Source organism: Catellatospora coxensis (assembly GCF_016862635.1).
Classification (GTDB): Bacteria; Actinomycetota; Actinomycetes; order Mycobacteriales; family Micromonosporaceae; genus Catellatospora; species Catellatospora coxensis.
In genome coordinates, this window is sequence record NZ_BONI01000096.1 from 1 (window position 1) to 22,166 (window position 22,166).

Here is a 22,166-nt window from a genome sequence, read left to right on the forward strand (position 1 = left end):
GACGCTCTCGGCTTCGAGAGCATCGAGGTGGGAGACCCGGTACGCAGCCGGCTGCTCAGACGCAGGCTGGATCATATCCAGACCTTTCCTAGTGAATTACTCGGGAATCAACCCTACACGCGGTCGCGCTTGCCGATCAAGAATGCTGTGACACGGCCGACAGCAGGTCAGCGGCCAGATCGCGGCGGCAGACGAGCAGATCGGGCAGGCTCGCGTCCGACTGGTTGTAGATCAGCGGCGAGCCGTCGATGCGCGAGGTGTGCAGGCCCGCGGCCGCCGCGACGGCGACCGGCGCGGCCGAGTCCCACTCGTACTGGCCGCCGCCGTGGATGTAGGCGTCGACCTCGCCGGTGACCACGGCGGCGATCTTCGCGCCGGCCGAGCCCATCGGCACCAGCTGGGCGCCGACCTGCTCGGCGACGGCGGCCAGGAAGTACGGCGGCCGGGTGCGGCTGGTCGCGATGCGGATCGGGCCGCCCGCGGCGACCTCGGGGGACAGCGGCGGGTACGGCGCGGCCGGCTCGCTGCCGAGCACCCGCTGCTGCGCGGGCAGGCCGACGGCTCCCGCGGCGAGCACACCCGTGCTCTCGCCGGTACGCCGCCACAGCGCCACGTGCACGGCCCAGTCGGCGCGGCCCTGCTCGCCGAACTCGCGGGTGCCGTCGAGCGGGTCGATGATCCACAGCCGGTTGGCGGTGAGCCGGGCGGGGTCGTCGACGCCCTCCTCGCTCAGCACCGCGTCGGCGGGCCGCCAGCGGCCCAGCTCGGTCATGAGAAGGTCGTGCGAGCGCTTGTCACCGGCGGCGCGCAGGCCGGCCGGGTCCTCGAAACCGAGTTCGTCACGCAGGGCGAGCAGCAGGTCGCCGGCCTGTCGGGCCAGCCATACGGCGAAGGCGCCGTCTTCCACCGGGGGCATCAGTACGCTCCAGAGCTACGGGCAACGGCGGTCAGCGTACGCAGGAGTATGAGCAGGTCCATGGACATTGACCAGTTCTCGACATAGCGGAGGTCCAACCGGACCGCCTCCTCCCACGGCAGGTCGGATCGCCCGGAGACCTGCCAGAGTCCTGTCATGCCGGGCTTCACCGCCAGTCTGCGCCACACGTCGGCGGCGTACTCTGCGACCTCGCGGGGCAGTGGCGGCCGCGGCCCCACCAGCGACATCTGCCCCAGCAGCACATTCAGCAACTGCGGCAGCTCGTCCAGCGAGTAGCGGCGCATCCAGCGGCCCATCGCGGTCACGCGCGGATCGTCCCGGATCTTGAACAGCACTCCGTCGTGCTCGTTGAGATGCTTCAGCTCGGCAAGCCGCGCCTCGGCGTCGGTGTACATGGTACGGAACTTGTAGATGACGAACTCGCGGCCGTCCCTGCCGACCCGGACCTGCTTGAACAAGGCCGGTCCGGGCGAGTCGATGCGCAGCGCCATCGCGATCACCAGGAGCAGCGGCGCGGACAGCACCAGCAGCAGCGCCGCGCCGACCCGGTCCATCAGCTCCTTCATCACCCGGCTGCCGCCGGACAGCCGCGGATGTTCCACGTGCAACATCGGCAGACCGTCGACGGGGCGGATGGTGGTGCGCCCGCCGGCGACGTCGATCAGGGAGCTCGCCACGATCAGGTCGATCTCGTCGCGCTCCAGCTGCCAGGCCATCCGGCGCAGCGCGTGCCCGTCGAGTTCGGGGCAGCTGAGCACGATCACGGTGTCCGCGCCCGCGGCCCGCACCGCCGGCGCGACGTCCTCGAAGGTGCCGTACACGGGCAGGCCGACGCGGCCGTCGCTGCCCCGCGGCACGCACGCCCCCACGACCTCCAGGCCGTGGAAGCGCTCGCGGCACAGCTGCCGGGTCAGCCCGATGATGGCCAGCTCGTGCCCGACCACGACGACCCGGCGCAGGCAGTCGCCGCGCTCGCGCCGCCGGTGCAGCGACTTGCGGATCAGGAACCGGGTCAGCACCAGCGTGCCGGTGGCGGCGGGCAGGGCGATCAGCACGTAAGAGCGGGCGGTGGGCAGTTCGAGGGCGTACGAGCCGACGGCCGCCGTCGCGATCAGCCACAGGCCGCCGCGCATGACCCGGTCGTACTCCTGCGTGCCGACGTACAGGTAACGCTTGTCGTAGGCCCTGGTCAGCGCCAGCGACGCGACGAGCGCGAACGGCAGCGCCAGCGACAGCAGGACATAGGTGCTGGTATACGGCGTGATCTCGCTGCCGAAGCGCAGCATGTACACCAGCACACCCGCAGCCGCGCCGACGAGCAGGTCGGAGCCGAGCAGCGTGCGCAGGTACCGCTGCTCCCAGCCCTTGCGTCGGTCGAGCACGCGCACTGGGGTGCCGATGTGGGTGCTGCCCCGGTGCAGCGGGCGGCGTCCCGCCGGGGGCCGGTGCTGGGGCGTCTGCGGACGTACCGCGACCAGGCCCACCGGCGCGGGGCTGAACGGCGCCGGACCGGCCGGGGTCGGCGCGGCGGTGTAGGACAGCGCCCCGGACGCGTCGATGTGCCGGTGGCGCTGCGGGTAGGGCCGCGGGCCGCGCCGATCGTCGTCTCGGCGCTGCTCCATGAATGCCCCCCGTCACGACCCGGCGGCACCTGCGTATGACCTGCGGAAACTGGTCTGTGGCAGATGCGCCTGACGGTTACAACGCGAGAAAAGGGCAAATGTGACGGCGGGGAACTGTCGGGATCAGGCGGTGTGGTACGTCTGCTGCGCGGCGGCCAGGCCGCCCTTGACGATCGCCTCGACCGCGTCCGCCGCCCGGTCCACCAGGAACTCCAGCTCCTTGCGCTCCACCGCGGAGAAGTCGGACAGCACGAAGTCCGCCGGGTCCTGCCGGCCGGGCGGGCGGCCCACCCCGAACCGCACCCGCAGGTACTCCTTGGTGGCCAGCGACTTGCTCATCGAGCGCAGCCCGTTGTGGCCGCCCTCGCCGCCGCCCACCTTCAACCGCAGCTGCCCGTACGGGATGTCCAGCTCGTCGTGCACCGCGATGATCTGCTCGACCGGCACCTTGTAGAACTGGCTCAGCGCCGCGGCGGGCCCACCGGACAGGTTCATGTAGGTCAGCGGCTTCACCAGCACCAGCCGCGGCGCGTCCGCGCCGTAACCCAGCCGGGACTCGGCCACGTCGGCGACGGCCTTGCGGTGCCGGCCGAACTTCACGCCGGTGCGCTCGGCCAGCAGGTCGGCGATGAAGAACCCGACGTTGTGCCGGTTGCCGGCATACTGCGGCCCCGGATTGCCCAGGCCCACGATCAGCCACGGTGCGGCCTGCTCCATCAACACTCCCCTGAAAACACTCGTGGCGTCCTCCACGCTGCTACAGCATGAAGGACGCCACGGGCGGACGTGGATCAGGCCTCGGCGGCCACGGTCTCCTCGGCCTCGGCAGCCTCGGCCTCGGCGGCCTCCGGAGCCTCGGCGGCCTCGCCCTCGAGCTGCTCGGCGGTCGGGGCCAGGCTCACCACAGCGACGATGGTCTCGGCGTCGGCGACCAGCTGCGCGCCACGCGGGAGCTTGATGTCACCGGCGGTGACGTGCGAGCCGGCCTCCAGGCCCTCGATCGAGGCCTCGACGAACTCCGGCAGGTGCAGCGCCTCGGCCGCGATGGAGATCTTGTCGTGCTCGGTCATCACGAGGGTGCCCTTGGCGGCCTCGCCGACCAGGTGCACCGGAATCTCGACGGTGACCTGCTCGCCGCGCTTCACGATGACCAGGTCGATGTGCTCGTAGGTGTCCTTCAGCGGGTCACGCTGGATGGCCTTCGGCAGGGCGAGGGTCTTGGCGCCGTCGGGGCCGACCAGCTCGAACACGGTGTTGATGCCACCGTGGCGGATCGCGGCGGCGAACTCACGGGCCGGGACGGCGATGTGGCGCGGGGCCTCACCGTGGCCGTAGACGACGGCGGGCACGAGACCCGCGCGGCGGGTGCGGCGCGCGCCGCCCTTGCCGAACTCGGTACGCGGCTCGGCGCTGATCTTTACTTCAGACACGATTCTTCTCCTGCTCAACGGGTCTCTGTCAGGCCGAGCGAACGAGGGCGCGCGGGGTAACCATGACCCGGAGCACCGCGTCGATCACGGCGCCATCAACAGGCTTTTCGACCCGCAGGGCACCCTCGCCGTGGCAACCCGATTACTGTACCCGATCACTTTCGGTGATCCCCGGCGGGGCGGCTCAAATCACCCCAGCTCCGCGCACCTGCGGCCCACCGCACTTCACATCGACGTTGGCCTATCACATCGAGAAATCACCACTCGAATTCGATGTGATAGGCCAACGTCGATGGCAGGACGGTCTACGGCGCGAGCGCCCCCGACTGCGCGGAGCGGACGGTCAGCTGAGGCCGCCGAAGAGGGTCGTGACGGAGCCGTCGTCGAAGACCTCGCGGATCGCGCGGGCCAGCAGCGGGGCGATCGACAGCACGGTCAGCTTGTCGAACTGCTTGTCCGAGCCCAGCGGCAGCGTGTTGGTGACGATGACCTCGCTGATCCGGCTGTTCTTCAGGCGCTCGGTCGCCGGGTCGGAGTGCACGGCGTGCGTCGTGGTCACGATGACGTCCGCGGCCCCGTTGTCGAACAGGATGTCGGCGGCCTTGCAGATGGTGCCCGCAGTGTCGATCATGTCGTCGACCAGGATGCAGGTGCGCCCCGCGACCTCGCCGATGACCCGGTTCGCGACGACCTGGTTCGGCTTGAGCGGGTCGCGGGTCTTGTGGATGAACGCCAGCGGGCAGCCGCCCAGGCGGTCGGTCCAGCGCTCACCGACGCGCACCCGGCCCGAGTCGGGCGACACCACGGTCAGCTCGCGGTGGCCGTAGTTGGCCTGTACGTAGTCGGCCAGCACGTCCATCGCGAACAGGTGGTCCACCGGGCCGTCGAAGAAACCCTGGATCTGCGCGGTGTGCAGGTCGACGGTCAGGATGCGGTTCGCGCCGGCCGTCTTGAGCAGGTCCGCGATGAGGCGGGCGGAGATCGGCTCCCGGCCGCGGTGCTTCTTGTCCTGGCGCGCGTACGGGTAGAACGGCAGCACCACGGTGATGCGCTTGGCCGAGCCGCGCTTGGCCGCGTCCACCATGAGCAGGGTTTCCATGATCCAGTTGTTCACCGGCTGGCTCATGGACTGGACGATGAAGGCGTCCGAACCACGGACGGACTCCTTGTAACGGACAAACGTCTCACCGCTGGCGAAGTCGTATGCCGTCGTCGGGGTCACCCCCACGCCCAGCACCTCGCCGATCTCCTTCGCGAGCTCGGGGTAGGCCCGGCCCGAGAAAAGCATCAGGTTCTTGCGGTTCTCAGTGACGATGCTGCCCATCGGCTTGCCGCCCCTTCACGATGGTCTGCGGTCAGTATCACCTTTTCGGTTCATCCTCTCCCGGCGGTTCGCCAACCGGCCAGCAAGCCCGTTCCCGGGTGCGACAGATCACGGACAGACCGCTTGCCCTGGAGTTCACGCAGGTGACACCGGGGTGCCTTGCCCGGCCCCGACAGCGGGCGCTACCTTCGTTAAGCACAAGTGCCCGTACAGAAAGGCTGCGCTCGATGGCCAGGGACCGGTCCGGAGAACCGACGCTCGTTCAGCGCCGGATCCTCCTGCTGCTCGCCGCGGGCTTCACCGTGCAGACCATCACCAAACTGGTCTTCCTCAGCGAGCGCGCCGTGCACGACCACATCGCCAGCCTCAAGCAGACCACCGGCGCGAAGAACCAGTTCTCCCTCGGGGCCGAGGCCGCCAAGCGCGGCTGGCTCGAGGACGAGGACGAGCAGCCCGGCCGCCGCTGACCCGGCCCGCACTCCGCAGACGAAAAGGCGCGACCCCCGCGGGGTCGCGCCTTTCGCAAACTCGTGCCGGTCAGCCTTCCCCGGCGGCCGGGTGCTCCGCCGCCTCGGCCCGCTCGGCAGCCTCCGCCGCCGCGCTGCCCGGACGGGACCGGCGCACCCAGCCCTCGATGTTGCGCTGGTGCGCCCGCGCCACCGCCAGCGCCCCCGGCGGCACATCCTTGTCGATCACCGAACCGGCCGCCGTGTACGCGCCGTCGCCGACCTGCACCGGCGCCACGAACGTCGTGTCACAGCTCGTCTTCACGTGCGAGCCGATCACCGTGTGGCTCTTGGTGCTCCCGCTGTAGTTCGCGAACAGGTTGCCCGCGCCGATGTTGGTCTGCTCGCCGATCGTCGCGTCACCCACGTACGTCAGGTGCGGCACCTTGGTGCCCTCGCCCAGCGACGCGTTCTTGATCTCGACGAACGTGCCGACCTTGCCCTTGCGCCCGATCCGCGCCCCCGGCCGCAGGTACGCGTACGGCCCCACGGACACGTTCGGGCCGATCTCGGCCTGCACCGCGTGCGCGCGTACCACCTGGGCCTGCTCGCCCACGATCGTGTCGATCAGCGTCACGTCCGGACCCACCACCGCGCCCGTGCCGACGCTGGTCGCCCCGCGCAGCTGCACGTTCGGCTCCAGCAGCGCGTCGCGCTCCACGGTCACCGTGGCGTCGACCCAGGTCGTGGCCGGGTCGACGATGGTCACGCCGTCGCGCATCAGCCCGAGGTTGATCCGGTCGCGCAGCAGCGCCCGCAGCGTCGCCAGCTCGGCCCGGTCGTTGCAGCCCAGCGTCTCGGTCGCGTCGGCGGCCAGGTGCACGCGCACCGGCGAGCCCTCCGTGACGAACAGCTCGAAGACGTCGGTGAGGTACTCCTCGCCCTGGTCGTTGTCGGTGGTCAGCTTCGCCAGCGCGGTCCGCAGCGCGGCCGCGTCGAAGGCGTAGATGCCCGCGTTGATCTCGCGGATCGCCCGCTGCTCCGGCGTCGCGTCGCGCTCCTCAACGATGCGGGCCAGCCCGCCGTCGGCGTCGCGCACCAGCCGGCCCAGGCCGGTCGGGTCCGGCACGGACGCGCCCAGCACGGTCGCCGCCGCGCCCGCCGCCTCGTGCGCCTCGACCAGGTCCTGCAGCGTCTGCGCCCGCAGCAGCGGCACGTCGCCGTTGAGCACGACCACGGTGCCGTCGAGCTCACCGAGCGCCTCGACGGCGATGCGGACCGCGTGGCCCGTGCCGTTCTGCTGGGCCTGCAGCGCGGTCGCCACATCCGGCGCGATCTCGGCGAGGTGTGCGGTGACCTGGTCGGCACGGTTGCCGACGACGGCCAGGGTGCGCTCGGCACCGAGCGGGGCGGCGGCGGCGAGCACGTGGCCCACCAGGGAGCGGCCGAGCAGCGGGTGCAGCATCTTCGGCAGATCCGACTTCATCCGCTTACCCTCGCCAGCCGCGAGGACGATCACCGTACGAGTCACGAGCTGCCCATCTCCTTACTTGGCTTGCTAGCTGGGGCGCCTGGATTCGAACCAGGACCTTCCAGATTCAAAGTCTGGTGAGCTGCCATTACTCCACGCCCCATCCGGCGCCAAAGCTTATCGTGGTTCGCCCGCGGACGCTGCACCGGTGCGGCGATCGAGTTCGTCGATGATCCCCTCGATCCGCCAATAGAGTTCCCGCCTGCGCCGTGCGGTCACCACGAGGCAGCCGTGGTATCCCTCTCCCTGGTTGTGTCGCGTGCTGGTGGGACGGTGCCGCTTCATGGTCGCTTTGCGGAAGCACTCCAGCGGCACGTCGAGCTCGGCAGCCCACCAGCGCGCCGCCTCATCAGGATCGGCGGTCTCGTGGATGCTCACGCGGTAGCTGAGTTCACTGCGGCTGACGCCGACCGACTCCAGAAACCGGATAAAGATCCGCAGCAGGCGGGGATCCGTATTGGTGATCGTCACACGGCCGTCGTTGGCCCGCCAGGGCTTCTCCTTGGTCCCCTCACACCAGAAAATCACCGCGCCCAGCAGCGCGAGATCCCGCTCGGTCAGCTCCTCGACGACCGCTTGCCCGACGTCCCGTGCGCCCTGTCTGCGCTGCGCGGTCTGCACCCGGTGCGTTCCCCAGCGCGCGTCGGTCATGGCACGCGAGTGCGCACGCCGACGCTCGGCTGCCCCGACATCCGAGTCGAGGGGGATGTGACGGACCCACTGGAAGGCGGTGGACCGGGCGACGCCCAGCCTCGACGCGATGTCCGGCACCGAGCATCCCGCCTGGCGCAACACCACTGCCTGTTCGCGAAGTTCCGGCTTGGCCACTCGGTGACGATAGAACAGGCGTACGACCCTTTGTGCGGGAAATTCACAGAGACGGGATCTGTCAAACTACGGTCCCGTAGGTTACGGTGTCGTAGGTAGTACAAACCAGTGCCTTCCCCCAGCTCCAGCGAGGTGCCATGACCACGACAGCCATCGACACGCCTACCGGCACCGCGGCGCCTGCTCGCGGGCAGAAGCCGCTGACCGAGGGAGCCCAGTCCAAGGGCACCTTGATCGGGCTCTGGGCCTTCGTGGTCCTGCCGTTCCTGGCGCTGTTCGCTGTGGTCCCGGTCGCCTGGGGCGGCTGGCTCAACGTCACCGACGTGGTGATCTTCGCGGTGATGTACGTGGTGACCGGCCTCGGCATCACGGTCGGCTACCACCGCTACCTGACGCACAGCTCGTTCAAGGCGACGCGCTGGCTGCGCGTGACGCTGGCGGTCTCCGGCGCGATGGCCGTGCAGGGCTCGCCGACCCAGTGGGTCGCCGACCACCGCCGCCACCACCAGTACTCCGACCTGGAGGACGACCCGCACTCGCCGTGGCGCTTCGGCAACTCGTTCAAGGGCCTGACCAAGGGCATGTTCCACGCCCACGTGGGCTGGCTGTTCGCCCGCGAGCTGTCCAACCGCACCCGGTTCGCGCCGGACCTGCTGGCCGACAAGGACATCGCCAAGGTCGACAAGATGTTCGGCCTGCTGTCGCTGACCACCGCGTTCGCGCCGGCCGTCGTCGGCGGTCTGGTGACCATGTCGTGGCAGGGCGCGCTGACCGCGTTCTTCTGGGCGGGCCTGATCCGTATCGGCCTGCTGCACCACGTCACCTGGGCCATCAACTCGGTCTGCCACGTGTACGGCGAGCGCCCGTTCGAGATGCGCGAGGGTGACAAGGCCTCGAACTTCTGGCCGCTGGCGATCCTGTCGTTCGGTGAGAGCTGGCACAACCTGCACCACTCGGACCCGACCTGTGCCCGGCACGGCGTGATGCGCGGTCAGATCGACATCTCGGCCCGGGTGATCTGGCTGTTCGAGAAGTTCGGCTGGGCGACGAACGTCAAGTGGCCCAAGGTGGACCGGCTCCAGGCGAAGATGATCGACCGCGACGCCGAGCTCAAGCTGGCCCGGTGACCGTCGACACGACGGGCACCCCCTCGCCGCCCCCGTCCTCCTGGCAGGATGGGGGCGTGGCAGACGACACCCGCGACGTCCGGCCGGCCGGGCGCCAGGCAGCCGTGCCGAAGACCGGCTCACGGGTGCGGATGAGTTTCTCCCAGCGGCGCGAGCAGCTGATCGCCGTGGGGCGGCAGCTGTTCGCCGAGCGCGGTTTCGACGCGACCTCGATCGAGGAGATCGCCTCCCGCGCCAAGGTCTCCAAACCTGTGGTGTACGAGCACTTCGGCGGGAAAGAAGGCCTGTACGCCGTCGTGGTGGACCGCGAGGTCACCTCCCTGCTGACCCGGGTCACCTCGGCGCTGACCGCGGGGCATCCGCGTGAGCTGCTGGAGCAGGCGGCGCTGGCGCTGCTGGACTACATCGAGGAGGAGACGAACGGCTTCCGCGTGCTGGTGCGCGAGTCGCCGGTGATGTCCTCTTCGGGCAACTTCTCGTCGGTGCTCAATGATGTCGCGCACCAGGTGGAGCACATCCTCGGCGCGGAGTTCAAGACCCGGGGCTACGACCCGAAGCTCGCGGAGCTGTACTCGCAGGCCCTGGTGGGCATGGTGGCGCTGACCGGCCGCTGGTGGCTGGAGGTGCGCAAGCCGCGCAAGGAGACGGTGGCCGCGCACCTGGTGAACCTGTGCTGGAACGGCCTGGCACAGCTGGAGGCCAAGCCGGTCCTGCTGACCCGCAAGGGCAACAAGTAACGTCGCCCGCGGTGGCCGGCGAGCATGTCACCGCTTACTTGTTGGCGTGCGGTTTGACAGCGAACTTGTCGCCGGGGCGGGTGCTGTGGCGCAGCACCTCTTCGGCGATGGACTCGGCCGGGGTGCCGACTTTGCCGTACAGCCCGGCGATCAGCATGATCGTGCCGATGATGAACGAGACCACGCAGGTGGAGATCTCGTAGTTGAGCTTGTTCAGCGGCGTCTGCATGACGGTGAGCATGATGAGCCCGGCCAGCAGGAAGACCGCGCCGCCCCAGATGTTGATGAAGTGGTCGACGTTGCGGCCGATGATCGCGCCGCCGAGCACGATCGCGCCGACGATGATGGACAGCCAGGCGAACGCCGGGTTGGTCTTCAGGCCGAGCGCCTCGGTGTCGCCGCGGCTGAAGAAGGGCTCACCTGCGGTTCGGATGGCCCCGACGATGCCGAAGATCAGCAGGTACGCGCCCGACAGTCCCGCCAGGAAGCGCCACTGAGGCCTTAGCCGGTGATTGACCGGGATATGCATGACCCCAGTGTCCCGCCGGGAGTGTCCCGGCGGGACCGGTTCGCGGCAAATCAGGCGGTGCCGTGGCGGTGCTTCTCCTCGGCGACGGCCTTGGCGGCCGAGCCGACCTTGACGTACATGCCGGCGGTGAACAGGACCGATCCGATGAGGTACGAGACGATGCAGGTCGCCATCGTGAAGTTGAGCACGTTCGAGTCGGTGTGCATGAGCGCCAGCATCGCGGTGCCCACGAGCAGGAACCCGGCGCCGACCCACATGTCGATGAAGCGGTCCAGGTTGCGGCCGACCAGCGTGGCCAGCAGGACGGCGGCACCGGCGCCGATGCTCGCGTACGAGAAGAGGGGGTTGGTCTTCAGCCCGAGCGCGCTGGCGTCACCCTGGTTGAGCAGCGGCTCACCCTGGCTGTCGAGGTAGCCGAGCAGCCCGAACGCCAGCACGAACAGCCCGGCGAGCAGGGCCAGCCCACGGTAGAGCGGGCGCAGGGAGTGGTTGACGGGCATGTGGGAAGCCATGTCGCAGCTCCGGCGGGTACGAGGGGTCAGGGGATGCGTGAGGCTATCAGGCCTCCCCTGACCCGCGACCCGCCAGTGCGGGAGCTATTCCGAGATCAGCTCCGCGAGGTTGAGCCACTCGTCTTCGAGCAGCCCGCGCTCGTCCTGCAGCGCTTTGAGGCTCGCGTCCAACTCGGCGATCTTCGCGAAGTCGGTGGCGTGCTCGGCCATCTGCGCATGCAGCTTCTCCACGCGCTGGTCGAGCTTGTCGATCTGGCGCTCGACCCGCGAGACCTCCTTCTTCGCAGCCCGCACCTCGGCCGCGCTGGGCCCGCCGGTGCGTTCGGCCCTCGGCTCCTTGGCCGGGGCCGCCGCGCCGCCGCCGGGAGCCGCGTCGTGGTCGACCCGCTCCAGGTACTCGTCGACGCCGCCGGGCAGGTGCCGGATCTTGGCGTCGCCGAGCAGTCCGTACACCTTGTCGCAGACGCGCTCGACCAGGTAGCGGTCGTGGCTGGCCACGATCATCGTGCCGGGCCAGGTGTCGAGCAGGTCTTCCAGCGAGGCCAGGGTGTCGGTGTCGAGGTCGTTGGTGGGCTCGTCGAGGATCAGCACGTTCGGCTCGCCGGCGAGCAGGCGCAGCAGTTGCAGCCGCCGCCGCTCGCCGCCGGACAGGTCGGCGACCGGGGTCCACACCCGGCGGTCGGTGAAGCCGAAGATCTCGGCGAGCTGCGACGCCGACAGTTCCCGGTCGCCGAGCTTGACCCGCCGGGCGACCTGCTCGACGGCTTCCAGCAGCCGCAACTCGCCGGGCAGTTCCGCGAGTTCCTGGGACAGGAACGCGGGCCGCACCGTCTGGCCGGCGCGGAAACCGGCCGCGTCGGTGACCCTGGCCAGCAGCCGCAGCAGCGTCGACTTGCCCGCGCCGTTCGCGCCGAGCAGGGCGATCCGGTCGCCGGGGCCGACGTGCCAGGTGACGTCGTCGAGGATCAGCTTCGGCCCGGCGTACAGGGTGACGTTCTCCAGGTCGTAGACCTGGCGGCCGAGCCGGGCGGTGGCCAGCTTGGCCAGGGTGACCTGGTCGCGCGGGGCGGGCACGTCGGCGATGAGCGCGTTCGCGGCGTCGATGCGGAACTTCGGCTTGGAGGTGCGGGCCGGCGGTCCGCGGCGCAGCCAGGCGATCTCCTTGCGGAGCAGGTTCTGGCGGCGGGACTCGGTGACCGCGGCGACCCGTTCCCGCTCGGCGCGGGCCAGGATCCACGCGGCGAAGCCGCCGTCGTACGCGCGTACCTGCTGGTCGGCGACCTCCCAGATGCGGTTGCAGACGGCGTCGAGGAACCACCGGTCGTGGGTGACCACGACGAGCGCGCCGCGCAGGCTCTGGTTGAGGTAGCGGGCCAGCCAGTTGACGCCCGCGATGTCGAGGTGGTTGGTGGGCTCGTCGAGGATCAGCAGGTCGGTCGGGCGCACCAGCAGGGCGGCCAGCGCGATGCGCCGCCGCTCGCCGCCGGACATCGGCCCGACGGGCTGGTCGAGCCCGAGGCCGGGCATGCCGAGGCCGTCGAGGATGTTGCGGACGCCCGCGTCGCCGGCCCATTCGTGCTCGGCCTGGAACGCGGCGGGCAGCCAGGCGTCGCCGAGCACCACGTCGCGCACGGTCAGGTCGGGGGCCAGCTCGAGCGCCTGTGGCAGCGCGGACACGCGCAGGTCGCGGCGGTGCGTGACGCGCCCCGAGTCGGGTTCCTCGAACTTGGTCAGCATGCGCAGCAGGGTCGACTTGCCCGCGCCGTTGAGGCCGACCACGCCGATCCGGTCGGCGTCGTCCAGACCCAGGGAGACGTCGGTGAGCAGCGGGCCGGTCGGGCCGTAGCCCTTGCTCACCCGGTCGAGATTGATGATGTTGGCCATGATCCGATCAGCCTATCCGGGCGCCGTGCACGGCTCCGTACGCCTGCTGCACGCCGCGGCACAGGCCGGACTCCCGCAGCGCCTGGGCGAGGTCTGCCCCGTGGGGCTCGTCACGGGCCAGGAAGACGCAGGTCGGGCCGCTGCCGGAGACCAGGCTGGCGAGCGCGCCCGCCTTGTCGCCGACGTCGAGCGTGTCGGCCAGCGAGGGCCGCAGCGACAGGGCGGCGGCCTGCAGGTCGTTGCCGAGCGCCGCGCCGAGCACGGCCGGGTCGCGCTGCCGCAGCGCGCTGAGCAGGTCGTCGCTGCTGCCCAGCGGGGCGGGCGCGGTGCCGGCGGCGCGCATCCGGTCCAGTTCGCCGTAGACCCGCGGGGTGGACAGGCCGCCGTCGGCGAACGCCACCACCCAGTGCCACTTGTTGGCGCGGGCGAGCACGGGGCTGACCGCCTCGCCGTGGCCGGTGCCCAGCGCGGTGCCGCCGTACAGCAGGAACGGCACGTCGGAGCCGAGCGTGGCGGCGATCCGGGCCAGCTCGTCGCGGCCCAGGCCGGTGCCCCAGAGCACGTCGAGGGCGACCAGGGTCGCGGCGGCGTCGGCGGAGCCGCCGGCCAGGCCGCCCGCGAGCGGGATCGTCTTGCGCAGGTGCAGCCGGGCGTGCGCGGGCACCTTGGCGGCCGCGGCCAGCGCGTGCGCGGCGCGGATCACCAGGTTGCTGTCGTCGAGCTCCAGCTCGCCGACGCCCTCGCCCTGCATGGTCAGGCTGAGCGTGTCCCCGGACCGCGCGGTGACCTCGTCGTACACCGAGATGGCGTGGTACACGGTGTGCAGCTCGTGGTAGCCGTCGGAGCGCAGCGGCCCGACCCCGAGGTGCAGGTTGATCTTGGCGGGCACTCTCACCCGGACCGGTCCTGACGAGGCTCCCGCCAGGTCATCGTCGTCGTCGCCGAGCGTCCATGCCTCTGTCACGCCGACCAGCGTACTGGCCCCGCCCGGATCACCCGGCGGCGCAGCACCCCGCTCCCACATGCCCGGCCACGGGCCCGCGCCGCCCCTGCCGGGCCTCTCCCGCCGCGCCTCGCATAAACGTTGGCCTATCTCATCGAATTCGATCGCCCGGAATTCGATGTCATAGGCCAACGTCGATCAAAAGCCGGAACGCGACGGCGCACGCCCCGCGCAGGTCACTGCTTCGCGGCGGCCAGGGCGGCGAACGCGTGCACGTCGAGCTGCTCGCCGCGCGCGGACGGGTCGATTCCTGCCTTGCGCAGCAAGGCCTCCGCAGCCGGCGCGCCCCCGGCCCAGCCCGCCAGCGCGGCCCGAAGCGTCTTGCGGCGCTGCGCGAATGCCGCGTCGACCACCGCGAACACGGCGTCGCGGGACACGTCGTCGCGGGGCGGCTCGCGGCGGGTGAACGAGACCAGGCCCGAGTCCACGTTGGGCACCGGCCAGAACACCGCGGGCGGCACCTTGCCGGCCTGGCGGGACGAGGCGTACCAGGCGAGTTTCACCGACGGGATGCCGTAGATCTTGTTGCCGGGCTGGGCGGTGAGCCGGTCGGCGACCTCCTTCTGCACCATGACCAGCCCGTGCCGGATGCTCGGCAGTTCGGCGAGCAGGTGCAGCACCACCGGCACGGCGACGTTGTACGGCAGGTTCGCCACCAGCGCCGTGGGCGGCGGGTCGAACTCGGCGGCGGTGATCCGCATGGCGTCGCCATTGTGGACGGTGAGCCGGTCGGCGAGCCCGGGGGCGCGTTCGGCGGCGGTCGCGCCGAGCGCGGCGGCCAGCGGCGGGTCGATCTCCACCGCGTGCACGTGCGCGGCGGCGCTGAGCAGGCCCAGGGTCAGAGAGCCCAGGCCGGGGCCGACCTCGACGGCGACGTCGGCCGGGTCGAGTTCGGCGGCGGCCACGATGCGCCGGATGGTGTTGGGGTCGTGCAGGAAGTTCTGCCCGAGCTTCTTGGTCGGCGCGACGCCGAGCCGCGCGGCCAGCTCCCGGATCTCCGCCGGGCCGAGCAGTCTTGCCTGTTCAACGGTCACCCCCTCAGGCTATCGGGCCGCCCGTGTCGGCACGCTGTCGCAGCGGGCGGGATCAGGGCCGGGTGCGGACCGTCATGTGCAGGCCGCCCTTGGGCCGGATCGTCGCCTGCCCGGACAGTCGGGCGGGCCGGCCGGAGACCGGTTCCAGGGTGACCCGGGGCACCAGGGTGGCCAGCACCAGCGCGATCTCGGCCTCGGCGAAGCGGTTGCCGACGCAGATCCGCGGGCCGTCGCCGAACGGCAGGTACGCCTCGCGCGAGACCTCGGCCCCGGGGGCGAAGCGCTCGGGCCGGAACTCCTCGGGCTCCGGCCAGTACGCCGGGTCGGTGTGGATGACGTACGGGCTGAAGAACAGGATCTGCCCCGCCTTGACGGTGTGCCCGCCGAGCCGCGTGTCGGCGACCGGGGTGCGGTCGAACAGCCAGCCCGGGGGCCAGCGGCGCAGCGTCTCCTTCACGACCTGGCCCAGGTAGGGCAGGTTCGGCAGGTCGGCCATGGTGGCGGGGCGCTCGCCGAGCACCTCGGCGACCTCGGCGCGCAGCCTCTCCACGATCTCCGGGTGCCGGCCCAGCTCGTAGAACGCCCAGGTCAGGGCGGTCGCACTGGTCTCGTGGCCGGCGAAGAACATGGTCAGCAGCTCGTCGCGGATCTCGGTGTCGGTCAGCGCCGGGCCGCCCTCGGGGTCCTTCGCGCTGATCAGCATCGAGAGCAGGTCGCCGCCGTCGCCGCCCTGCTCGCGGCGGCGCCGGATCAGCTCGTACGACAGCCGGTCCGTCCGGGCCACGCTGGCCTTGCGCCACCGGTGCGTCTTCGTGGGCACCCAGCCGGGCAGCAGCCCGAAGGAGAGCAGGTAGGCGTTGAGCGAGTTGACGAAGTCGTGCACCGCGGCGAACACCTCGTCGCCGTCGTCGTCCACGGTGAACAGGGACTGCCCGACGATGCGCAGGGTCAGCCGCGTCATCTCCTCGACGACCTCGACGCGCTGCCCGTCGACCCAGGAGCCGAGCAGGCGCCGCGACTCGCCGACCATGATCTCGCCGTACCGCGCGATGCGCTGGGTGTGCAGGCTCGGCAGCACCAGGCGGCGGTGCCGGCGGTTCTCCGCGCCCTCGCGGGTGAGCAAGCCGTCGCCGACGTGGCCCTGCAGCAGCCGGGTGGTGCGCCACGACTTGGCGAACTCCTGCGGCCGCTTGACCAGCATCTCGTGCACCAGCACCGGATCGGCGACGAGCAGCATCGACAGCGGGCCCATCCGCACCCGGCTCACCGGCCCCATGGTGCGGGCCGTGTGCTGCAGGAAGCCCGGCATGTCGCGGTTCATCTCGCGCAGGTTGCCGAGCAGCGGCAGGCCGGGCGGGGAGGGGATGGTCTCCGTCGTCACATCGACGAGGTTAGACGTCCCCCGCGACACTCACCAGGGTCCGAAGATCCGGTTCCCGTTGTCCGAGATCGCCTCGCACATCTCGGCCAGCGGCATGCCCTTGGCCTCGGCAAGCGCCCGCACCGTCAGCGGGATCAGGTAGGAGGCGTTGGGCCTGCCCCGAAACGGCATCGGCGTCAGGTAGGGCGCGTCGGTCTCGACCAGGATCTGGCGGGGCGGGGTCAGCGCCGCCGCCGCCCGCAGCTGCGGGGCGTTCTTGAAGGTGACCGTGCCGGCGAAGGACAGCACGAAGCCGCGCCGCACGCACTCGGCGGCGAACGCCTCGTCGCCGGAGAAGCAGTGCATCACCACGGTCTCGGGCGCGCCCTCGTCGTCGAGCACCCGCAGGATGTCGGCGTGGGCGTCGCGGTCGTGGATGACCAGCGGCTTGCCGACCCGCTTGGCCAGCGCGATGTGGGCCCGGAAGCTGCGTTCCTGCGGCCGCAACCCCTCTTCCCTGGTACGGAAGAAGTCCAGGCCCGTCTCGCCGATGCCACGCACCCGCGGGTCCTCGGCCAGCGCCGCGATCTCGGCGAGCGCCGCGTCCAGGTCGGACAGGCGCGGGGCCTCGTTCGGGTGCAGCGCCACGGTGGCGACGACGGCGGGGTGCTCGGCGGCGCAGGCCACGCCCCAGCGCGACGACTTCACGTCGACACCCACCTGCACCAGCCGGTCCACGCCGACCTTCGCGGCCGCGTCGATCTGGGTGGCCGGGTCGCCGCCGTCCTCGGCGACGATGTCGAGGTGGGTGTGGCTGTCCAGCACCGGGTGCGGCAGCGGCTCCGGGGCGGGCGGGAAGGACTCCCAGCGGCGTTCGGCGGCCCGCGCGGCGCGATCGTTCGTCACCCGGCCATGATCCCACCCGGCGCTGCCGTCGGTGAGCGGACCGTCTCGTTGCGAGGTCGATCACCCTGCGCGCGGCCTTCTGTTCAGTCCGTGTTCACCTGGGCGGCACGCGCGGATATTAACGTCGGAGTTCGTGACGACCGTCAATGACACCGAGCGCGGCACGGTCCTCGTGGACGGCCGCGCCTACGCCGCGGACGCGATCGCCGGTGGCGCCGCGTACGAACTGTTCAGTGAGACGCCCGCGCCGGGCTTCCTGCGCCTGGACAACCCGGCCCGGTGGGCGTACCACCGCTTCGTGCCGGCCGCCGAGGTCACCGCGGGCGCGCAGGCACTGGCCGCGTCGCATCCGGAGTCGCCGCTGTGCGCGCCGCTGTCGCGTGCGGTGAGCTGGGAGCACGTGCACCGGCTGAGCCAGCGCCCGCCCCGGGACCGGCAGGCCGCCGGGCTGATCGGCACCGTGCGGTCCAGCGCCGCCGTACGCCGGGGCACCCGGATGGTCATGCCGCTGACCCCCACCGGAGTCACCGCACTGCTGCGCGGCCGGCTGCCGCACGGCTTCTGCTACCGCGAGTGGGACCTCGCGCACCTGCGCACCCCGGCCGAGCTGGCGGTGCTCGGCGCGGGCGGCACCGGGGCCCAGGACCCCGCCGACGAGATCGCCTACCTGCTGCGCTGGCGGGCCGTCGACCCGCGCGACTACCAGCCGTCGAGCGGGGACGCGGTCGCCGGGCTGGTCGCGATGCCGCCCCACGACCGGGTCGGCGCGGCGGTGCTGGGCACCGGGTTCGCGCCGAGCAGCAGCGAGCTGATCCCCGAGTGGATCACCGCGGACTTCGCCGACCTGCCGCTGCCCGCGCACGCCGCGCTGGTGGCGTACGTGCCGGACGGCACCGAGATCGTGCTCTACACCTTCCAGCCCGAGCAGCGGGGCTGGCTGCGCCTGGTCGGGCCGCAGTGGCGGCGGCTGCTGCACCCGCTGCGCGAGATCAGCGCGGACCAGGAGTACCTGCCGATCCCGCGTACCGAGGCGGTGTTCAGCCGGCTGATCGGCACGTTCCGCGGCGAGGAGTACGAGGCCGTCGCCGACCCGCCGGAGGAGTTCCGGGTGCTGGCGATGAGCCGGGCCGCCCGCTACCCGGTCGAGTCGCTGCTGCGGCGCACCCGCTACGCGCACTGGCGCGGCGCGCCCTGCACCGTGCTCGCGGCGGACAGCACCTGGGTGCGGCTGCGCCTGTGCCGCCCCGACCCGCAGAACGTGGCCGCGCTGGGCGCGCAGTGCTACGAACGGGGCATCTACGAGGCCTGGGCGCCGGCGACCGAGGTCACCGACGCCCAGGACGTCAACATCCCGTACCCGCTCTAGCCTTCGAGCCGGGCCAGCTCCTCGTCCACGATGGACGGGTCCAGCTTCTTGAACACCGGCGTCGGCGCGCTCAGCGGCGTGCCGGCGCGCAGCTCGCGCGGCTCCCACTTGGCCCCGACGGTGTAGTCGCCGGTCAGCACCGGGTAGCCGGGGCCGCCGTCGAGATCGGACACCTCGACGATCTCCGGCATCGGCGCGTGCACGCCCTCGCCGCCGAGCAGCGTGTGGATCTTCTGCGCGGCGTGCGGCAGGAACGGGGTCAGCAGCGTGTTGCAGTCGGTGATCGCCTGCAGCGCGGTGTGCAGGATGGTGGCCAGCCGGGGCCGGTCCTCCTCCGCCTTGATCTTCCACGGCGACTGGTCGGACAGGTACTTGTTGGCCTCGCCGACGATGCGCATCGCCTCGTTGATCGCGGCCTTCTGCTTGTGGTTCTCCAGCAGGTTGCCGACCGTCGTGAAGCCGCCGCGCACCGTCTCCAGCAGCGCGGTGTCCTCGGCGGTCAGGTCACCGGCCATCGGCACCGCGCCGAAGTTCTTCGCCGCCATCGAGATGGTCCGGTTGACCAGGTTGCCCCAGCCCGCGACCAGCTCGTCGTTGTTGCGGCGCAGGAACTCCGCCCAGGTGAAGTCGGTGTCGGTGGTCTCCGGACCGGCCACCGCGATGTAGTAGCGCAGCGCGTCGGCGTCGTAGCGGGCCAGGAAGTCACGCACGTAGATGACGACCCGGCGCGACGAGGAGAACTTGCGGCCCTCCATCGTCAGGTACTCGCTGGACACCACCTCGGTGGGCAGGCCCAGCTCGCCGAGCTCGCCCGGCTTGCCGCCCTTGTCGCCCTTGCCGTCGTAGCCGAGCAGGATCGCCGGCCAGATCAGCGAGTGGAAGACGATGTTGTCCTTGCCCATGAAGTAGTACGAGCGGCCGTCCTCGGACTGCCACCACCTGCGCCACGCCTCCGGGTCGCCGGAGCGGCGCGCCCACTCGATCGAGGCCGACAGGTAGCCGATGACCGCGTCGAACCAGACGTAGAAGCGCTTGGTGTCCCAGCCCTCCTTCGGGATCGGCACACCCCAGTCCAGGTCCCGGGTGATCGCGCGGGGGCGCAGGTCGGCCACCAGGTTCTTGGAGAAGCGCAGCACGTTGGGCCGCCATCCCTCGCGGGTGTCCAGCCACGCGCCCAGCGCCTCGGCGAACGCCGACAGGTCGAGGAAGTAGTGCTCCGAGTCCACGAACTCCGGCGTCTCGCCGTTGATCTTCGACTTGGGGTTGATCAGGTCGATCGGGTCCAGCTGGTTGCCGCAGTTGTCGCACTGGTCGCCGCGGGCGCTGGTGTAGCCGCAGATCGGGCAGGTGCCCTCGATGTACCGGTCGGGCAGGCCGCGGCCGGTCGACGGGGAGATCGCGGCCTGGGTGGTCTTCGCGATCACGTACCCGTTGTCGAACAGGGCCGTGAACAGCTCCTGCACCACGGCGTAGTGGTTGCGGGTGGTGGTCCGGGTGAACAGGTCGTAGGCCAGGCCCAGGCCGTGCAGATCCTCGACGATCATCCGGTTGTACTTGTCGACGGCTTCGCGGGGCGTGATGCCCTCGGCGTCGGCCTGCACCTGGATCGGCGTGCCGTGCTCGTCGGTGCCCGACACCATGAGCACGTCGTGGCCCGCCATGCGCATGTACCGGCTGAATACGTCGGAGGGCACTCCGAAACCGGAGACATGACCGATGTGGCGCGGGCCGTTGGCATAAGGCCAGGCGACCGCGGCGAGAACGTGACTCATGACTAACCAGCGTAGTGAAGGCCACCGCTGCCGCGCGAACCGGTTGTCGCCTCGTACGACACGCGCGGCAAATCCGCTTGTCGGGTGTCCGACTGGAGTGAAATGACCAGGTATGAGGGATAACGTGGACAGCCTCGCGCACGATGAGCCCACCCAGCGGGTCGAGCCCGGCACGGCCCCCGGCCGCGACGAACCCCACCCCTCCCGGCCCGTCCGGTCCGGCACGCTCGTCGCGCCGCCCCCGCCCGGCCTGGTGGCCCTGCCCGTCGACGTGGACGCCCCGTGGCGCCGCCCCGACGAAGCGCCCAAGCCACCCCGGGCTGCCACACCCGACCCGACTCCGCAGGCGACGACGCCACCGGATGCGGTCGCGCACGCGACGCCGCAGGACGCGCCGGATGCGGTCGCACCCGCGATGCTGCCGGACGCGCCGTCGCCGGGCACGACGTCACAGGACGTGGCGTCACCGGGCACGGCGGCACAGGACGCGGCGGCCCCGATGGTTCGCACACCGGACCAGGCAGATGTCCCCGACACCGCCCCGGCCGCCGACGGGCCGGCCGAGCAGCCGGTGCGCGCGGCATCGCCGCGGCAGGTCGAGAGCGCGCCCGCCGTTCCGCACCCCGACCCGGCCGTACCCGCGGAACTCACCCGACACGCGGCACCCGCCGGCGCCGTCGAGCCCGCCCATGCCGTCGAGACCCGCGCCACCGAATCCGCGCACGCCCCGGAGCCCGCGGAGCGCGCGCACCCCGCCTGGCTCGGCGAGCCGACCGGTCGCTTCGACCTCGACCTGCCGGAGCACGGCCGCACCAACCCGTCCTGGCTCGGCGAGCCCACCCGCCGCCCCGATCCCGACGTGCCGTTCGACCAGTACGCGCTACCCGACGACCCGCCACCGGCCGCGTTCGGCCGGGGAGTCGACGCCGCGCCGGCCCGGCCGGTGACCGGCCCGGCGCGCGCGGCGCGGGACGCCGTGACGATCGACCTGGCCGAGGACGACTGGCACGCCGACCTGCCGGACCCCGTCGGCGGATCCGCGTCCGGCTCCCCCACGCCGGCCATCCCCGCGCCGCCCGGGGCGCACCGGCCGGTGGCGGCCGGAGCCGCTCAGCCGCCGGCTGCCGGGTACTCCGCGCCCACCGAGGCGTTCACCATGCCGGTGCAGGAGGTCCCCCGGGAGAGCTGGATCGACCCGCGACTGCGCGGCGGCCGCCGCGCCCGGCCGGAGGACGCTCCGAAACGCAAGCGGGCGAGGCCGCCGCGCGCGCCCCGGCGGACCGCGGTCGCGATGCCGCTGCTGATCCTGTTCGCGCTGGTCGCCGCGTTCTTCAGCTGGGTCAGCGCGGAGCCGCTGTGGCTCGCGATGGGTCACGGCAAGACCGGCACGCTGACCGTCACCAGCTGCGCGGGCAGCGGGCTGCTGCAGCGCTGCGTGGGCGAGTTCGCCACACCGGCGCGCGACTTCACCGCCGTCCCGGTCGACGTGTTCGGCCCGCCCGGGCAGGCCGAGGGCCTGAGCGCCCCGGCCCGCATCGTCGGCGCGAACAGCCACCGGGCGTACGTCACCAACGGCACCGGCGGCCTGCACCTGCGCTGGATCGTCGGGCTGTCGATCGTGCTGCTCTGCTCGATCGCCATCGTCTTCGCCACCGGCGCCCTGCGCCTGCCGGAGCGCCGCGAACGCCTCGCCGCCGCCGGCCTCGCCTTCGCCGGCCCGTTCCTCATCACCATCGGCTTCCTGGCCGCCACCTTCTGACCCCTCCGTCCCACCCCGATTTTCATTGACGCTGGCCTATCACATCGAGTTTTCGTGAC

General features: G+C 71.4%; 20 protein-coding genes and 1 tRNA gene. 5 read left to right on the top strand and 16 right to left on the bottom strand.

Annotated features, from left to right (window positions below):
• Positions 1 to 136: 136 nt before the first annotated feature.
• The 5 genes from Cco03nite_RS36595 to Cco03nite_RS36615 all read right to left on the bottom strand — a co-directional run bounded on the left by Cco03nite_RS36595 (position 137) and on the right by Cco03nite_RS36615 (position 5,313).
• Positions 137 to 916: a 3'(2'),5'-bisphosphate nucleotidase CysQ gene (locus tag Cco03nite_RS36595; RefSeq protein ID WP_203698608.1), complete on the bottom strand. Its 780-nt coding sequence runs from the start codon at positions 914 to 916 to the stop codon at positions 137 to 139.
• On the bottom strand, positions 916 to 2,559 hold the full coding sequence (locus tag Cco03nite_RS36600) for a sugar transferase (protein WP_203698609.1): 1,644 nt from the start codon (positions 2,557 to 2,559) through the stop codon (positions 916 to 918). Before Cco03nite_RS36600 ends, Cco03nite_RS36595 begins: the two co-directional genes overlap by 1 nt.
• A gap of 123 nt (positions 2,560 to 2,682) precedes the next feature.
• Positions 2,683 to 3,279: an aminoacyl-tRNA hydrolase gene (pth, locus tag Cco03nite_RS36605; protein WP_203698629.1), complete on the bottom strand. Its 597-nt coding sequence runs from the start codon at positions 3,277 to 3,279 to the stop codon at positions 2,683 to 2,685.
• A 71-nt stretch (positions 3,280 to 3,350) separates the two neighbouring features.
• Positions 3,351 to 3,989: a 50S ribosomal protein L25/general stress protein Ctc gene (locus Cco03nite_RS36610; protein ID WP_203698610.1), complete on the bottom strand. Its 639-nt coding sequence runs from the start codon at positions 3,987 to 3,989 to the stop codon at positions 3,351 to 3,353.
• Positions 3,990 to 4,332: 343 nt separating this feature from the next.
• Positions 4,333 to 5,313 carry a ribose-phosphate diphosphokinase gene (locus Cco03nite_RS36615; protein WP_203698611.1) on the bottom strand — a complete coding sequence of 327 codons (981 nt, stop codon included), beginning with the start codon at positions 5,311 to 5,313 and terminating at the stop codon, positions 4,333 to 4,335.
• 227 nt (positions 5,314 to 5,540) lie between these two features.
• Here Cco03nite_RS36615 and Cco03nite_RS36620 point away from each other — a divergent pair, with 227 nt between their 5' ends.
• Positions 5,541 to 5,780, top strand: coding sequence for a helix-turn-helix domain-containing protein (locus tag Cco03nite_RS36620; RefSeq protein WP_203698612.1), 240 nt, complete (start codon positions 5,541 to 5,543; stop codon positions 5,778 to 5,780).
• A gap of 70 nt (positions 5,781 to 5,850) precedes the next feature.
• Here the strand turns inward: Cco03nite_RS36620 and glmU are convergent, their stop codons facing one another.
• The 3 genes from glmU to Cco03nite_RS36635 form a co-directional block, all read right to left on the bottom strand.
• Entirely contained in the window at positions 5,851 to 7,290 is a 1,440-nt protein-coding gene (gene glmU / locus Cco03nite_RS36625; protein WP_308440678.1) for a bifunctional UDP-N-acetylglucosamine diphosphorylase/glucosamine-1-phosphate N-acetyltransferase GlmU, read from the bottom strand.
• Positions 7,291 to 7,321: 31 nt separating this feature from the next.
• Positions 7,322 to 7,393, bottom strand: a tRNA-Gln gene (locus Cco03nite_RS36630).
• Positions 7,394 to 7,407: 14 nt separating this feature from the next.
• Entirely contained in the window at positions 7,408 to 8,118 is a 711-nt protein-coding gene (locus Cco03nite_RS36635) for a helix-turn-helix domain-containing protein (protein ID WP_203698613.1), read from the bottom strand.
• Positions 8,119 to 8,255: 137 nt separating this feature from the next.
• On the opposite strand from Cco03nite_RS36635, the gene Cco03nite_RS36640 reads away from it, so the two are divergent.
• Both Cco03nite_RS36640 and Cco03nite_RS36645 read left to right on the top strand, forming a co-directional pair.
• Positions 8,256 to 9,245 carry an acyl-CoA desaturase gene (locus tag Cco03nite_RS36640; RefSeq protein WP_203698614.1) on the top strand — a complete coding sequence of 330 codons (990 nt, stop codon included), beginning with the start codon at positions 8,256 to 8,258 and terminating at the stop codon, positions 9,243 to 9,245.
• A 131-nt stretch (positions 9,246 to 9,376) separates the two neighbouring features.
• Complete coding sequence (locus Cco03nite_RS36645) at positions 9,377 to 9,982, top strand: TetR/AcrR family transcriptional regulator (protein WP_239167958.1); 606 nt, start codon at positions 9,377 to 9,379, stop codon at positions 9,980 to 9,982.
• A 34-nt stretch (positions 9,983 to 10,016) separates the two neighbouring features.
• Here the strand turns inward: Cco03nite_RS36645 and Cco03nite_RS36650 are convergent, their stop codons facing one another.
• The 7 genes from Cco03nite_RS36650 to Cco03nite_RS36680 form a co-directional block, all read right to left on the bottom strand.
• Positions 10,017 to 10,511 (bottom strand): DUF4383 domain-containing protein, encoded by a 495-nt coding sequence (locus tag Cco03nite_RS36650; RefSeq protein WP_203698616.1) that lies wholly within the window; start codon positions 10,509 to 10,511, stop codon positions 10,017 to 10,019.
• A gap of 50 nt (positions 10,512 to 10,561) precedes the next feature.
• A complete protein-coding gene (locus Cco03nite_RS36655) occupies positions 10,562 to 11,023 on the bottom strand; it encodes a DUF4383 domain-containing protein (RefSeq protein ID WP_203698617.1) in 462 nt (153 codons plus the stop codon).
• 84 nt (positions 11,024 to 11,107) lie between these two features.
• Positions 11,108 to 12,907 carry an ABC-F family ATP-binding cassette domain-containing protein gene (locus Cco03nite_RS36660; protein WP_203698618.1) on the bottom strand — a complete coding sequence of 600 codons (1,800 nt, stop codon included), beginning with the start codon at positions 12,905 to 12,907 and terminating at the stop codon, positions 11,108 to 11,110.
• 7 nt (positions 12,908 to 12,914) lie between these two features.
• Complete coding sequence (locus Cco03nite_RS36665) at positions 12,915 to 13,871, bottom strand: 4-(cytidine 5'-diphospho)-2-C-methyl-D-erythritol kinase (protein ID WP_203698619.1); 957 nt, start codon at positions 13,869 to 13,871, stop codon at positions 12,915 to 12,917.
• 215 nt (positions 13,872 to 14,086) lie between these two features.
• Positions 14,087 to 14,944 carry a 16S rRNA (adenine(1518)-N(6)/adenine(1519)-N(6))-dimethyltransferase RsmA gene (rsmA, locus tag Cco03nite_RS36670; protein ID WP_239167953.1) on the bottom strand — a complete coding sequence of 286 codons (858 nt, stop codon included), beginning with the start codon at positions 14,942 to 14,944 and terminating at the stop codon, positions 14,087 to 14,089.
• Between the two features lie 52 nt (positions 14,945 to 14,996).
• On the bottom strand, positions 14,997 to 16,325 hold the full coding sequence (locus Cco03nite_RS36675) for a cytochrome P450 (RefSeq protein WP_203698620.1): 1,329 nt from the start codon (positions 16,323 to 16,325) through the stop codon (positions 14,997 to 14,999).
• Between the two features lie 30 nt (positions 16,326 to 16,355).
• Positions 16,356 to 17,210, bottom strand: a complete 855-nt coding sequence (locus Cco03nite_RS36680; protein ID WP_203698621.1) for a TatD family hydrolase — start codon at positions 17,208 to 17,210, stop codon at positions 16,356 to 16,358.
• Positions 17,211 to 17,343: 133 nt separating this feature from the next.
• Between Cco03nite_RS36680 and Cco03nite_RS36685 the strand changes: the two genes are divergently transcribed.
• Positions 17,344 to 18,576 (top strand): hypothetical protein, encoded by a 1,233-nt coding sequence (locus Cco03nite_RS36685; protein WP_239167954.1) that lies wholly within the window; start codon positions 17,344 to 17,346, stop codon positions 18,574 to 18,576.
• Here the strand turns inward: Cco03nite_RS36685 and metG are convergent.
• Entirely contained in the window at positions 18,573 to 20,348 is a 1,776-nt protein-coding gene (gene metG / locus Cco03nite_RS36690) for a methionine--tRNA ligase (RefSeq protein ID WP_203698622.1), read from the bottom strand. The genes Cco03nite_RS36685 and metG overlap by 4 nt on opposite strands.
• A gap of 112 nt (positions 20,349 to 20,460) precedes the next feature.
• Here metG and Cco03nite_RS36695 point away from each other — a divergent pair, with 112 nt between their 5' ends.
• Entirely contained in the window at positions 20,461 to 22,107 is a 1,647-nt protein-coding gene (locus Cco03nite_RS36695; RefSeq protein WP_203698623.1) for a hypothetical protein, read from the top strand.
• Positions 22,108 to 22,166: the final 59 nt, after the last annotated feature.